Annotated in this window: 12 protein-coding genes; 6 read left to right on the forward strand and 6 right to left on the reverse strand. The window is 33.6% G+C overall.

Features of this window, described 5'->3' with window-relative positions:
- Positions 1-36 precede the first annotated feature (36 nt).
- A complete protein-coding gene (locus tag D9V35_RS02200; protein ID WP_155567771.1) occupies positions 37-1,182 on the forward strand; it encodes a glycosyltransferase family 61 protein in 1,146 nt (381 codons plus the stop codon).
- Here the strand turns inward: D9V35_RS02200 and cysE are convergent.
- Positions 1,175-2,011, reverse strand: coding sequence for a serine O-acetyltransferase (cysE, locus tag D9V35_RS02205; RefSeq protein WP_110439502.1), 837 nt, complete (start codon positions 2,009-2,011; stop codon positions 1,175-1,177). The two genes, D9V35_RS02200 and cysE, sit on opposite strands and share 8 nt — an antisense overlap.
- A 387-nt stretch (positions 2,012-2,398) precedes the next feature.
- Between cysE and D9V35_RS02210 the strand changes: the two genes are divergently transcribed.
- The gene (locus D9V35_RS02210; protein ID WP_122124243.1) at positions 2,399-3,721 is read left to right on the forward strand and encodes an ammonium transporter; all 1,323 of its coding nucleotides are present in this window, start codon (positions 2,399-2,401) and stop codon (positions 3,719-3,721) included.
- A 99-nt stretch (positions 3,722-3,820) separates the two neighbouring features.
- Positions 3,821-4,342, forward strand: coding sequence for a hypothetical protein (locus tag D9V35_RS02215; protein ID WP_122123142.1), 522 nt, complete (start codon positions 3,821-3,823; stop codon positions 4,340-4,342).
- A 241-nt stretch (positions 4,343-4,583) separates the two neighbouring features.
- Here D9V35_RS02215 and D9V35_RS02220 read toward each other — a convergent pair whose 3' ends face one another.
- From D9V35_RS02220 to D9V35_RS02235, 4 genes are all read right to left on the reverse strand, one after another.
- A complete protein-coding gene (locus D9V35_RS02220; RefSeq protein ID WP_122123144.1) occupies positions 4,584-6,779 on the reverse strand; it encodes a peptidase domain-containing ABC transporter in 2,196 nt (731 codons plus the stop codon).
- Positions 6,776-8,086, reverse strand: coding sequence for an HlyD family efflux transporter periplasmic adaptor subunit (locus D9V35_RS02225; protein ID WP_122123146.1), 1,311 nt, complete (start codon positions 8,084-8,086; stop codon positions 6,776-6,778). Before D9V35_RS02225 ends, D9V35_RS02220 begins: the two co-directional genes overlap by 4 nt.
- 212 nt (positions 8,087-8,298) lie before the next feature.
- The gene (locus D9V35_RS02230) at positions 8,299-8,658 is read right to left on the reverse strand and encodes a hypothetical protein (RefSeq protein ID WP_122123148.1); all 360 of its coding nucleotides are present in this window, start codon (positions 8,656-8,658) and stop codon (positions 8,299-8,301) included.
- 152 nt (positions 8,659-8,810) lie between these two features.
- Positions 8,811-9,599 (reverse strand): acid phosphatase, encoded by a 789-nt coding sequence (locus D9V35_RS02235; protein ID WP_122123150.1) that lies wholly within the window; start codon positions 9,597-9,599, stop codon positions 8,811-8,813.
- Positions 9,600-10,046: 447 nt separating this feature from the next.
- Between D9V35_RS02235 and D9V35_RS02245 the strand changes: the two genes are divergently transcribed.
- Together D9V35_RS02245 and D9V35_RS02250 are read left to right on the forward strand one after the other, a co-directional pair.
- Positions 10,047-11,018: a GlxA family transcriptional regulator gene (locus D9V35_RS02245; protein WP_122123152.1), complete on the forward strand. Its 972-nt coding sequence runs from the start codon at positions 10,047-10,049 to the stop codon at positions 11,016-11,018.
- Between the two features lie 534 nt (positions 11,019-11,552).
- Positions 11,553-11,732 carry a hypothetical protein gene (locus D9V35_RS02250; protein ID WP_162988544.1) on the forward strand — a complete coding sequence of 60 codons (180 nt, stop codon included), beginning with the start codon at positions 11,553-11,555 and terminating at the stop codon, positions 11,730-11,732.
- A 67-nt stretch (positions 11,733-11,799) separates the two neighbouring features.
- Here the strand turns inward: D9V35_RS02250 and D9V35_RS02255 are convergent, their stop codons facing one another.
- Positions 11,800-12,069: a hypothetical protein gene (locus D9V35_RS02255; RefSeq protein ID WP_122123156.1), complete on the reverse strand. Its 270-nt coding sequence runs from the start codon at positions 12,067-12,069 to the stop codon at positions 11,800-11,802.
- 146 nt (positions 12,070-12,215) lie between these two features.
- Between D9V35_RS02255 and terL the strand changes: the two genes are divergently transcribed.
- Positions 12,216-13,649 carry a phage terminase large subunit gene (gene terL, locus D9V35_RS02260; protein ID WP_122123158.1) on the forward strand — a complete coding sequence of 478 codons (1,434 nt, stop codon included), beginning with the start codon at positions 12,216-12,218 and terminating at the stop codon, positions 13,647-13,649.
- Positions 13,650-13,923 lie beyond the last annotated feature (274 nt).

Below are 13,923 nucleotides of genomic sequence, written 5' to 3' on the forward strand. Positions count from 1 at the left end.
CGTTCTTTTTATGCAATATTAAAGGTAAAGATCAGCTTGTTTAGATTGTCTGTATCAACGCGTGAAAAAATAAAAGACTTAGTTTTTCATCAGCAAAATCGTATAAATCACCATTCTATTGAAACTGTTAAGATTGAAAAAACGATTGGATGTTATGGCAGCCCGCGATGGAAGAATATTCAGGAATTTGCAAACAATCAATCATATCCTTTTTTGCACTGGAAACATCCAGCAGAGACAATTTACCGTTATCATCTGAAAGATATAACCCTCGATGTTTATCATATGGTATATTTCAAACAAAACCGGGTAATCACCAACAGCAATTATTACTTATCGGAAAATTTGCTCAATTCCATCCACATTCAATCGGATAAACTGATTGATGCGCGAGATCAGGGAGCTGTATTCTGTTGTTCTGATCATTGGGAAAACAATTATTTTCATTGGATGATGCATGCCATTCCAGCTTATTATGCGGCAATGCAATCAGGAATAAAAGCCAAATTTCTTTTGCCTTACCCATTGATGTTATGGCGTAAACGCAGTTTGGAATTGCTGGGACTTGACTTATCCATGTGTTATCCCATTGAAAAGGAAAAACAATATAGATTTTCAGAATTTTATTATTTTGATTATCTCTCACAAAAATTTGGCTATTCCTGTTCAAAGCTTTCTGAGCAGGCATATGTCAAAATGAAACAGAATGCTGTTGTATCTATTCAGTCAATAGCGAAATATGACAAGATATATATTAGTCGCGTAAATAAGAATAATCGGCATTTACCTAATGAGGAAAAGCTTGTTGAAGCATTGGAGAAAAGAGGATATTTTATTTTAAATCCTGAATTATACAGTCTAGATGAACAAATCATGCTTTTTCATTATGCAAAAATTGTGGTTGGCTTGTTGGGTGCAGGTTTATCAAATATCGTTTTCTGTCAAAAAGACACATTGATTTATGAATTGATTCCAAGTCATCATATCAATCCATGTTTTCTGGTCTTGTCTTTACAAAGCGGATTGCGTTATTGGGCCGATCAATTTGACAGTGGTGTTGATCATGGAGCGCCAGATCATCTTAGTGCCTGGGAAAAACCAATTGATGTAGCATTTGTCATGAAGAGACTTGATGAACTTGAACCTTATATGCGTTCTGTTGATAATGCAGTTGTTAAATAACGTAATCAATAGGGGGAAGACTTAAATCCATTGATACTCCAGGTAAATCTTTATGACGTACCCCGATTTGTCGGGCAGGATTGCCAACTACGGTTGTGTAAGGTTTGACTGCTTCTAAAACAATTGACCCTGCACCAATCTTGGCTCCCTCTCCAATTTCCACATTTCCCAATACTTTTGCACCTGCACCGATTAAGACTCCCCGACGGATTTTGGGATGACGGTCTTTTTCATCTTTGCCCGTTCCCCCAAGGGTAACTTCTTGTAAAATTGAAACGTCATCTTCTACAACAGCGGTTTCCCCAATAATAACAGAAGTGGCGTGATCTATCATGATTCGCTGTCCCAGACGGGCGGCAGGATGTATATCAACCCCAAACACTTCCGAAATACGGCTTTGTAAATGAAGTGCCAGATAGCGTCTTTGATTATGCCATAGCCAATGGGAAATGCGATGGGCCTGAATGGAGTGGAATCCCTTGAAAAATAGAAATGGTGTAATTAAATCGGAGCATGCTGCGTCTCTCATCATAACCGCGATCAAATCGGCTGCAGCTATGGAAATGAGAGGCGGATTGGTTCTGTACACCTGTTTGATCAAATCAGTTAATGCCTGATAGGGGATGGAGGCATCCTCTAATTTGCGTCCTATCATACAAGTCAGGGCGGTTTTGAAGTCATGATGGCTGTGAATGCATGTATCAAAAAAACTGGATAACAAAGGATCGCAACATCCATTGCTTTCTTGAACCATTTTTTCCCACAAGGCTTGAAGGTTTATTTCGTGGCTGTCGGGGCCGCTCGCTAATAGGTTATTTGGATCATTCATTGCGTTTTGAGCAGGTGCAATTGGATGAAGAGATTGACCGGATTTTTTTTTCATCATGCCCTCATGCAAATTTATAAATATCCTTAGGGAGAAATGTGACTTAGGTTAACAAGATATATAAGGAAACTATATTTTTATTCAAATGACCAGATTTTTTTTACATGTGGAAAAATTTACATAATTTTTTTGCAAAGGATTGTGCTTTGTCTAACAATGTTTAATAGTTGAATAAGGACTAATACAATAATATTTCATTCTATGTATCATAAGCATAAATTATTGATTTGATAGAATAAAGTGGGTTTTACTTGGATTGTACGGGAATAGTTTCCAATGAAATGTAAAAATAAAAATTTTCTGAATATTCAAAAAATTTTTCTGTATCTGATGTGTATAGTTGGATTAATTCCGGGCTCCGCATTAGGGGCTTTGCCAGTGATGCCTGTTTTGGATAGTGGTGATACGGCATGGATGTTAATCAGCAGTGCGTTGGTTTTATTAATGACAATCCCAGGATTGGCCTTATTTTATGCAGGGATGGTTCGCAAGAAAAATGTTCTTGCAACAATGATGCAATCCTTTGCTATATGTTGTCTTGTTACTTTAATATGGATAACAGTGGGATACAGTCTTGTATTTACGACAGGGAATTCTTTCATTGGTAATTTATCACAATTTATGTTGAATGGAATTCTTGGCAACTATCACATGGGTGTTGATAAGGGGTTCATATTAGGAGCCAATGGAAACAATCCTGTCATTATGACTATCCCACAAAGTGTTTATGTTATGTTTCAAATGACATTTATCATTATTTCTGTGGCAATTTTGGTTGGATCGGTTGCAGAACGTATAAAATTTTCTGCCCTATGTATATTTTGCATATTATGGGCGTTATTTTCCTATGTTCCTGTTGCATATTGGGTTTGGAATCCGACGGGCTGGTTGGCCAATCTAGGAGCAATTGATTTTGCAGGTGGAACGGTTGTTCATATTAATGCCGGTATTGCTGGTTTAATATGTGCTCTGGTTGTAGGAAAACGGTTAGGGTATGGTCGAAGTGATTTGGCACCGCATAATGTAGGTTATGCTGTTATGGGCGCTTCCCTATTATGGATTGGGTGGTTTGGTTTTAATGGAGGATCAGCCTTGGGAGCAAATGGTCGTGCAGCCATGGCGGTACTTGTAACACAGATTGCTGCCGCTGCTGGTGGTATTGGCTGGATGTCGATCGAATGGACTATTCGAAAAAAACCAACAGTACTTGGTATTGTTTCTGGAGCAGTGGCTGGCTTGGTAGTCATTACCCCAGCAGCTGGTTTTGTAATGCCTGGCCCGGCCTTATTGATGGGGTTTCTAGGCGGGTTGATTTGTTTTTGGAGTTGTTCTTATTTAAAACGAAAATTGGGATATGATGATTCTCTTGATGCTTTTGGTATTCATGGAATGGGGGGAATTATCGGGGCAATTTTAACCGGTGTTTTTGCTTTTGGTCCATTGTCCGCTACAGAGACAGATCCAGTAGGTATTAGTGCATCTTTGCATCTTGTTATTGCCCAGATTGAGGCAGTTGCTGTCACAATTATTTGGAGCAGTCTTGTTTCATTTGTTTTATTGAAAATTATTGATTGTTTGATCGGATTGCGTGTGGATACAGATTCAGAAAGGCAAGGATTGGATATGGTTTTACATAATGAACAGATAAATTGAATATTAGCAATTATTTTTGTTTACAATTTTTAACAAAAAGCGCTTTAATACTATTGGTTTAAGAATATTAAACCTTTTATTTATGTAAGGGTATTATAAATGATAAAATCCATAGTTGCGCGCTTTCCTGTTATAGGTGCCGGTTTAGCCATTACCTCTTTTGTCGGAACCTCTTTGCTGGTAAATAATGCTGTCCATGCTGTTACATCCAAAGAATGTCATCAGCAGTTTACGGCAGCTAAAAAAGCTGGAACCGTCAAAGAAAAAACGTTTAGAGAATTCAAGGCAGCTAATTGTAAAGATGAAAGATCTGTCAAAGATGAAATGCATCAGCAAGATGTGAAAAAATCTGATACATTCCAGAATAATGCTTCTTCTAAATCTCCAGCTAAACAAGATGCTACAGCATCAAGTATAGCAGCAGGTGATGCAGTTTTTCCAAACGCGGTTGATAGTAAATATTCAAATGAGAAAGAAGGTACTGCTCGGATGCATACCTGTTTGGATCAATATAAAGCGAACAAAGCCGATAATAAGAATGGCAATTTGAAATGGATTCAAAAAGGCGGCGGTTATTATAGTGATTGTATGAAACATTTTAAATCTGGTTCAGCACAATAATTTTTCCACAGTTTATAAAAGCCTGTTTTTTTAATTAGAACAGGCTTTTTATATTTAAATAAAAAATATTCCTACTGATAAATTGAAACTTTGGGTTATCTGGTAATATTTAAATTATTGAAATAAATTGTAACAGGGTTAATTTCCTGGTTTTCTGATTGTATTATAACCAAACTGATTAATATATAAAATTATGTTCTTTTAAAAAACCGTATCCGGAATTATCTTTTGAATTGAAGGTTTATGATGTTTTATGCTGTTGGTGTCTGTGAATAAGCTCTTGTCTTTCAACAATTTCAATTTTTCCAGATTGTGCATTTTCAACATCCATTACAATAACATAATCACAATGCGCAACTGTTGCAGGCCGGTGTGCCACAATAATGCGTGTTATATTCATTTCATCTAGTATTGTCGCAATATGGGCTTCTGTTGGTTCATCCAGACTGCTGGTTGCTTCATCTAAAAATAGGATTGCTGGTTGGCGATATAAAGCTCTGGCTAAAATAACCCTTTGTTTTTGTCCTCCTGACAAGGAACTTCCCATATCACCAACAAATGTTTCAAATTTCATGGGCATTGCCATTATATCTTGTAAAATTGCAGCTTTCTGTGCACATTCAATAATTTTTTCCTGATCAGGTTTATCATCAAACCCGCAAATATTATCTGCAATTGAACCAGAAAACAGTCCATCATCCTGTAAAACACCAGCAATTTCTTGTCGGTAATTGTCTAGAGATTCTTTTAATATATTTCGACCGTTAAAGTAGATATCACCTTCCTCTGGATGGGTTAAACCCATCATTGTTTTTAAAATTGTTGACTTTCCACATCCTGATGCGCCTACAATAGCAATACTTTTACCCTTTGGAATTTTCAGGTTTATATTACGAAATACCCAAGGTTCAGCAGGAGAGTATCTAAAACCCAAATTTTTACACACAAGATGGTTTTGATCATTAATATGAAGTTGTTCCGTCAATCTGTTATTATTCGATATAGATATTATAGCATTTTCTTCACTTTCTATAGGTGTTAAGACTATATCTGAAATACGATCGCTCTGGATAGAAAGCATTTTTAGTTTGAAGGCGGCACCGATAAGATTGCCTATGCGTCCGGTGAATTGGTCTTTGTAAGATAGAAAGGCAACCAGCATTCCAACTGTCATTTTATTATCCATGACGTAATGTGCCCCGATTACCAACATTATTAACCTGTCAATAGCGAAGATGGAATCATTTATACGTCCAAAAATAAGGTCATAACGTTGTGTTTTTAATCCGACATTGATTGCATCAACCAATAAATTTAACCAGCGTGCACGTCTTCGCTCCCGCAATCCAAGTAACTTGATACTTGCCATACCTCTCAAAGTTTCAATAAGATGTGAATCCTTTTTAGCATTATAGACAATACCCTCTTCAGAGGCTTGCTTGTAAGGGCGATAAGCCATAAGACGGCTTATACCGTCAAGGATTACAGCAATTAATGTTACAAGTGCCAGCCATTTACCATAGATGATTAGCATTACAAACATACCAATTGCCATTAAACCATCCATGATTGCTTGTACCATATCAGTTGTAATGGTTTGTTGAATAATACCTAATGAACCGAAACGGGATAATATATCTCCAACATGTCTTTTCAAGAAATAATCCAGCGGTAATTTGGATAAATGTTCAAAAAGGCTGGCATTCCATTGAACAGATACACGGGTGCTGAAAAGCATGACCATCCATGTTCGGGCTGTGGAAATAAGCATTTGCAGCAAAATAAGAATGGCAATTCCAACTGTGATTGTTGTTAGCAAGCCGTTATCCAAAGTCACAATGACTTCATCAATAATGACTTGCGAGGCCATAGGCATGACAATTGAAATAGCTTCCAACCCAAGGGATGTTAATAAAAGATAAAACAGGGTTGTTTTAAGACCGTCTGTTTTTCTGAAAAGATCACGTAAATGAAGATTGTTGCGCTCATCTTTTCGGGTAAAATTTTGGTCGGGAGCAATCTCAAGCGCCACTCCTGTAAATTCATTATTGATTTCACCCCAAAGTACCTTACGTTTTCCACGGGCGGGATCATTAATCATAATTCCATTGGTTTTTACATCTGTTAACACGACAAAATGGTTTAAACTCCAATGAAGAATGCAAGGTAAGCGTAATTTGTTTAGTTCTTCCATTTCCAAACGCAAAGGACGTGTTGTCAAGTTATTCCGTTGCGCAATATCAATAATATTCTGTAGAGTAATTCCTTTGATAGAAATAGATTCTCTTTGTCTAAATGTTGTTAGATCAATATAATTTCCATAATAACTCATAATCATGGCAAGGCATGCCAAGCCACATTCGGAAGCTTCCACTTGCAAAATTACGGGAACAGTTTGGCGAAAAGCAAAATTTAGTCTTTTCAAGGTATTAATCATGAGTTCGGTTTCGTTAATCTTGTTTTAATAGTATCGTTAACCTCAATAATGGGTTGGAACATCCATTGATAAAGGCGACGATAATCAACGGCAATATCAGCTTCAACTTGCATTCCGGGCTGCAAAAAATATTTTTTATTGGAATAAGCCGCAATGAAGTTTTTTTCAGGTTTTACCCGAATTCTATAAAAGTTACGATCAATCTTACTGTTGGGACCAATTATTTCATTTTTTAAATTTGGATTGCTGTCTTTACCCATTATATCCGATGTAACTGGTGTATAAGTAATTTCGGTAACAGTCCCGTTGTATAGACCAAATTTTTGATATGGAAATGCTGCATAACGTAAGATAACATTGCTATTTTTCTTTAAAAGTCCCACGGCTGAACTAGGAATATAAAGTTCGGCTTCGATTGTTTGACCTTCTGGAACTATACTTGTTAAGGCGGAATCTTGTGAAACTTGCTGACCGATATATCCCCGAAGCGCTGTTATTGTTCCATTTATGGGGGCTGTAACGAAAATAGTTTGATTACGTTCTCCCAGTATGATTTTCTGATCAATATCATTTATGCTTTTTTTAATTTCATTGAGATCACGTTGATAATTGTTATCGTACAGTTGATATTTTGATGCATTTTCTAATATTTGGCCTTCAATCGAAGTTTGATTTTGTAAGAACTGTGCATGAGTACCTAAAATTTGGGCATATGTGTATAATTGATTCTGATATTCCTGATTTGTTGCCAAAGACATTTTCTTGGCTTTTTCAATCATCAGTAACGATTGTTGGACCAAGGGGATTATTTGATTGTCATTTTCGATTTGCTGGGTAACTTTGTCATGCTGTTTGTAAAGATTAGAGAGTGTTTCCTTAATATTGTTTTTTTCAATGGGAGCGGCCTTTTCTTTGAGTGCAAGCTGTTTTTCAAGAATATTTTTTTGTTTTTTCAACAAGTTATTAGTTAATTGTTGTGTGGGTCCATTGATAGAGGTGTTTTCGAGACTTATCGTGAATAATTTATCGCCTTTATGAACAAATTGGCCCTCTATAACGTTTTTTTCAATAACAATGCCATTTGTTCTTGATCCTATAGTGATTAACCCTTCTGTAGGCATAATGCTGCCGGAAGCATGTATACGACGCGTATAACCACCAAAAATAGTGTATAATATGATAATAACGACACAAATGAATGAGATAACCGCGATGATTTTTATAGGAATAGGTTGTACATCCTGTACGCGACCTAACCATGTATCTCGTTTTGCTTCTAAAACTTCATGCCTGAAAAGAGAATTCATGGATAATAATTTTGATAGATTAAATAAATTTTATAAGAAAATTGAGAAATAATATTTCAATCATAAATGTTTATGATTGAAATATTATATATTCTCTAAAGATTTTTTATATTTATATTAATTATTAAGTGAACCAATTTAAACGATAAAAACAACTTATTTTAAATAATATAATGAATAGTTGTAGGAAAATTTCATTATGTATCTTGAAACTAATGGAAGAGATTAGCAATTCCCTGCGATATTCCATTAATAATTCCAACTGTACCTAATCCTATCCCGGAAATTGCATTGTTAACATTGCTACTTATATCGGCGGCATTTTTTGATTTGGCTGCGTCAACAATAGATCCAATACCACTTCCAAGTTTACTTCCGGCATTTGCTTCATTGTTGGTTTTAATTCCTGTTAAGCTACCATAAAGATTATCGACAATTCCTCCAATTGAAGCGCCTATGAAAGAGCCTATTAAAGCGGAAGAAACGGGAAGTGTAATATTGCCCCCGATAATATCACCCAAAAAAGATCCACCTGATACGCTATTGATTTCATGTGATGTAATTTCTCGCATTTTAACATTCCTGAATAGAAAGGGTTATAATTTATTTCAATAACCTATCATCAAATTATTAACATATCAAATCAAATATACAATTGTAATTTATTAATAATACTTAATCATTAAAAATGTTAAACGATAATTGCATTTTTATTAGAAGTTTGTTAATTTTTATTAAAATGGATTTTCCGTGACTTTTTGAGGAGTTCCTGTTTAACTTGTTTAAGTTTTTTTCTGAATTCTTGATTTGCATGTAAACGAGCGACGACTTCAGCTCCGATCAAGCGGCCTGCGTCTACATCGCTTTGCCAGTGTGCACCACAAATAACACGACTTTGTCCGAATTCATAACCTTCTTTCAATATCTGGTCTTGTTTATCTGGAAAAATTTCGGATAGAAATAAGGCAGCAGACCATCCAAAAGCTGCGTGACCTGAAGGGTATGAACCATCCTTACGCATTAGGCTCTCATCCTCTGGAGTACAGCTGTGTGTGTGATAATACATAAAAGGACGAATTCTTTGATAGTGTTTTTTCGCTTTATCAGTTCCAAAATTACCGCTCATGATTAACAGATCCTCTAAAAAATCTTGAGTGATAGGGGTATTTTTCTTGGATATTTCAATACCGATGGTTTTAGAAAAGTTCTTTCCGATTGTTCCGTTAAAAATAGCGGCTTCTTCAATGGCTTGGTTCCATCGAGATGTGTTTATAAGTTTGCGTGTATTGAGATATATTTCTTTATCAATTGTGAATAGTTGACTATTTTTATCTGGTGGGGGCGGTAAAAGTTTCAAACTATTTGCGAATTGATCAGTATGCAAGGGTAATTTTTTTGATTTAATAAATAGTCTTTTAATTTCATTTTTTTGTAAATTGCTGGATTGTCCAGTTAAGGGGAATATTAGGATATTTATTAATAATGTAAAAATAATTGTTTTTTTATAATTCATTGGTCTCTATTTATTTGTTATAAAAAAATTAAAGATAATATATTAAGTAAATTTATCATATGTTTTATGTTTTTATTATATTTATTATTCATGATAGTTTTGATGAATATGTATGGTATTTAAAATTATGGATTGCTTTGTTATAAAAATTAAATATTATTAATATTTTTGTTTTGAAATGATTATAAGGAAAACGTTTTTTTAAAATAAATATTCGCAGAGTTGAATGTCGTTACTTATTTTTATAAATAATATATTTTTATTTTAGTCAGTATAATTTTTAAGGAATAGTTAATATAAAAAATTATCAGAGTTCACCATAATCAATTAGTTTATGATGTTTAATTTAAATTAATAAATTTAAGACTTTAAATACATTTTACGTAAAAAATTTTAAACAGTTTTTATCGCTTGCTTCTGTAATAAAAACAGTATGGATAATGATATATGAAAAAAATAGATCTTATTAATATTGGTCTTTTAATGTACCCTAATGTTCAACAAGGAGCCATTTTCGGTTTAATTGATTTTTTTTCTGTGGCAAATCAGTTGGTCAAGGAGAATTGGAATTCTAACCTTCCCATACCTCAAATTAAAATTGTAAAAATTGATAAGCCAACAGTGAATTTTAACCTGCCTTCATTTATTGTTAAGAAAAATGACTTGAATTTTTCTGTGATCATTGTCCCTCCTTGTACAGAAGAATTTCCATCTGGAAGTAAATATAATACGCATATTAATTTTTTAAAACATTCCTTTAAACAACCTTGTACAATTGCCTCTATTGGCAATGGCATTTTTTTATTGGCAGAGACTGGACTATTGGATGGTTATACAGTTACGACTCATTGGCAGTTAAAACATCGATTTAGAAACCAGTTTCCAAATATCTATACTGATTTTGATTCTATGGTCATTGAGGAAAGAAATATTATTACTACGGCAGGTTCATTATCTTGGATAGATCTTGGGTTGGAATTGGTTAAAAAATTTTTCGGTTCCATAGTGATGGCTGAAGTTGCACGATTTTTTTTGGTCCAACCTGCAAGACGTGCACAAAGTTATTTTAATATTTTTTCACCTAATTTAACGCATGGAGATATTCCAATAATTAAGGGACAAAAATGGATATCTAATCAAAAGAATATGAATATTTCATTGAAACAGTTATCGAAAGTAACAGGATTGGAAATACGGACATTGCAGAGGCGTTTTATTAAAGCCACGGGAATGACTGTTACAGAATATATTCAACATCATCGAATTTGCCGTGCTCAATTTTTATTACAATTTTCAAAAAAATTGATTGATGAGATAGGAATTGAATGTGGCTATAAAGATTTAAATGCGTTTCGGAAGATATTTACAAAAATAGTAGGATTATCTCCCAGTCTTTATCGTCGGAATTTTACTGTTTAAAAATTTTTAATATTATGTTGAAAGTAAAATTGTTTTAAGTACAACAACAATTAATTTTATTAAATATAAATAAAAGTCAAGTAGATGTATAACAATAGGTAACATTTTAATGAGGTGATGAAATAATCATTGAAATAACTTAAAAAAAATTATAAATATATTTTATTAGAAAATTAATAAGCACATTCTTTTTTTAGTTAATATATTTTTACAATAATTTTTAATAATACTTTTAATTACTGGTTTTCCCTTAATTATGTAAATTCATAATTAAGGGAATATAAAAAAGAATTAATAATATTAAATTAATGGTTAATTTGGAAAAACTATTTCATAATTTTGTAATTTTTTACTTCTATTACATAGTTTAATATTATTAATCATTATTTTAAAATAATGATTTTTTTATTCTATAAAAATTTAATTAATATTATTAGATAATATTTTAAGCAAATAATTATGGAAAATCCTCGAGCTAGAAAAATTAAATTTTTAAAAAAACATAAGTTGCCATTGGAAATAATGATTTTAATAATGAACAAAGCTTTGGAGGAAAAAAAATATGAAACAGCTTTGGAAATTGCCTATAAGACAGCACCGTATTGCCATCCAAAATTGAATGATGCAAAAGTAGAAATGACACAAATCAAAACATTAGAAGATATGTCTGAAGAAGAACTAAAAAACTTTATTGGCGAGGTCGCGTTAAAATAGCTTTATTATAAAATTAATAATGATGTAACCTTGATGAAGCAATTCTATCAAGGTTACATAAAGGCTCTTATCTGCCAAAATGATCAACAAAACTATATTTCTCAGCAAAATAGTTGTGAATATTTTTTCCGATTGTGGCCCAATTATTACCGTTTTCTAGTCCGGTTTTAATGATATTAAGTTTTGCCAAGCCATCAGCTTTACCATTATGAGGAGGATTAATAACTCTATCATGATGATTATTATGCTGTTGATTATTGTTATGATGTTGATGATTATTATTGTGACCATGACCACCAGCAACTTTTGACAATTCGTTTGTTTGTAAAATTTTCATTTGTCTATACCTTTATAAAAAATTAATAACTTCAAAACCTTAAGGTAATTTTTAATATAATACTTTTTTCTGAATGAATCAAATTTCGGTTAGATAATAATTACGATTATATGATAAAATTTTTGTTAGGTGTAAAAATATAATTTATGATTTTGCTACAAAAAGCAAAAAAATTAGCCATTGAAGAACTAAAAAAACGTCATGATGCGCGTCATTATCTTTCGGCATTTACAATTTATACAAAACCGGATTATCGTGCCGGTCTTCATCTGAATTTATTATGTAAAAAACTTGAAGCAGTTGAACGTGGTGAAGTTAAAAGACTGATGGTTTTTATGCCACCGCGCCATGGAAAAAGTGAATTAATTTCAAAACGTTTTCCTGCCTGGTTTTTAGGGCGCAATCCTACAAAACAAGTCATTACAGCCAGCTATTCAGCTAAACTTGCTGATAAATTTGGTCGTGATGTTCGTAATTTAGTGACATCAAAATATTATCGAAATATTTTTTCTGATGTTGCTCTTTCAATTGATAGCAAAGCAAAGGATTTATGGGAAACCAATCATGGGGGTGTGTTTTTAACAGCCGGTATTGGTGGAAGCATGACAGGTTATGGAGGACATCTTGCTATCATTGATGATCCTGTAAAAGATAGACATGAAGCTGAAAGTCAAATAATGCGTGATAATGTCTGGGATTGGTATAAGTCTGTATTGAGAACACGAATTATGCCCGGTGGGGCCATTATTATTGTTCAGACTCGTTGGCATGTTGATGATTTGTCGGGAAGGTTATTATCACAGATGAAAAATGATACAGGTGAAAAATGGGAGGTTATTAATTTACCAGCTATTGCAAATGAAAATGATGTTTTAGGACGGAAAAAAGGTGAGCCTTTATGGCCTGAAGCGTATGATAGAAATGAGCTTGAACAGATTCGAAAGGCAGTGGGTGAACGAGACTGGTATGCTTTGTATCAAGGTGAACCAACGCTATCAACTGGATCAATTTTCAAAGTCAATATGCTAAATATTATTGATGCAGCACCAAAACCAGTCCAGGTTGTCAGACGTTGGGATTTTGCTGCTTCCAGAGATATTGGCAAATATGATCCTGATTGGACCGTGGGGGTAAAGATGCAACGGAATGTAGATAGTGGATATACAGTGCTTGATGTTGTGCGACTTCGTGGTTTGCCAGATGAAGTTATTAAGACTGTCAAGGCTGTCGCCAGTCAGGATGGTTTTGATGTTAAAATTGTAATTCCACAGGATCCTGGACAGGCGGGTGTGGCTCAGGTGCAATATTACCTCAAAATGCTTGCCGGGTATAAAATAAAAGCAATACGGGAAACGGGGAATAAGATTGCCAGAGCTGACCCATTTGCATCACAGGTTAACATAGGAAATGTATCTTTATTAAGAGCTAATTGGAACAGATCATATTTAGATGAACTTTCTGACTTTCCTAATGGTTCACATGATGATCAGGTTGATGCTTCTTCTGGCGCTTTTGAAGCTATTTCATTACAAAGAAAATTACCGAAAATGCCGAATTGGCAAGGAATTATGAATATTTAATTAAATTTCGTATTGATAATTAAATAAAACAGCGGAATAGCCTATAAAGCTATTCCGCTTTGATGAACTTAAATATTTAAATGATTTAAATAACTATGATTAATAAAATTATAAAATAATCTTAATTGAAATAGTCAATGATTTTAATAACATACAATTAAACATTACGTATTACAAATTATTTTAATATCTTAAGAAATCACAATTTTGTTATAAGCGGTAATATAATGTTAAATTTTTAAAACCAATTTAGCGTGGTTACATTTTAAATAAA

Origin of the sequence: Commensalibacter melissae, from assembly GCF_003691365.1 — a bacterium.
Taxonomy (GTDB): domain Bacteria; phylum Pseudomonadota; class Alphaproteobacteria; order Acetobacterales; family Acetobacteraceae; genus Commensalibacter; species Commensalibacter melissae.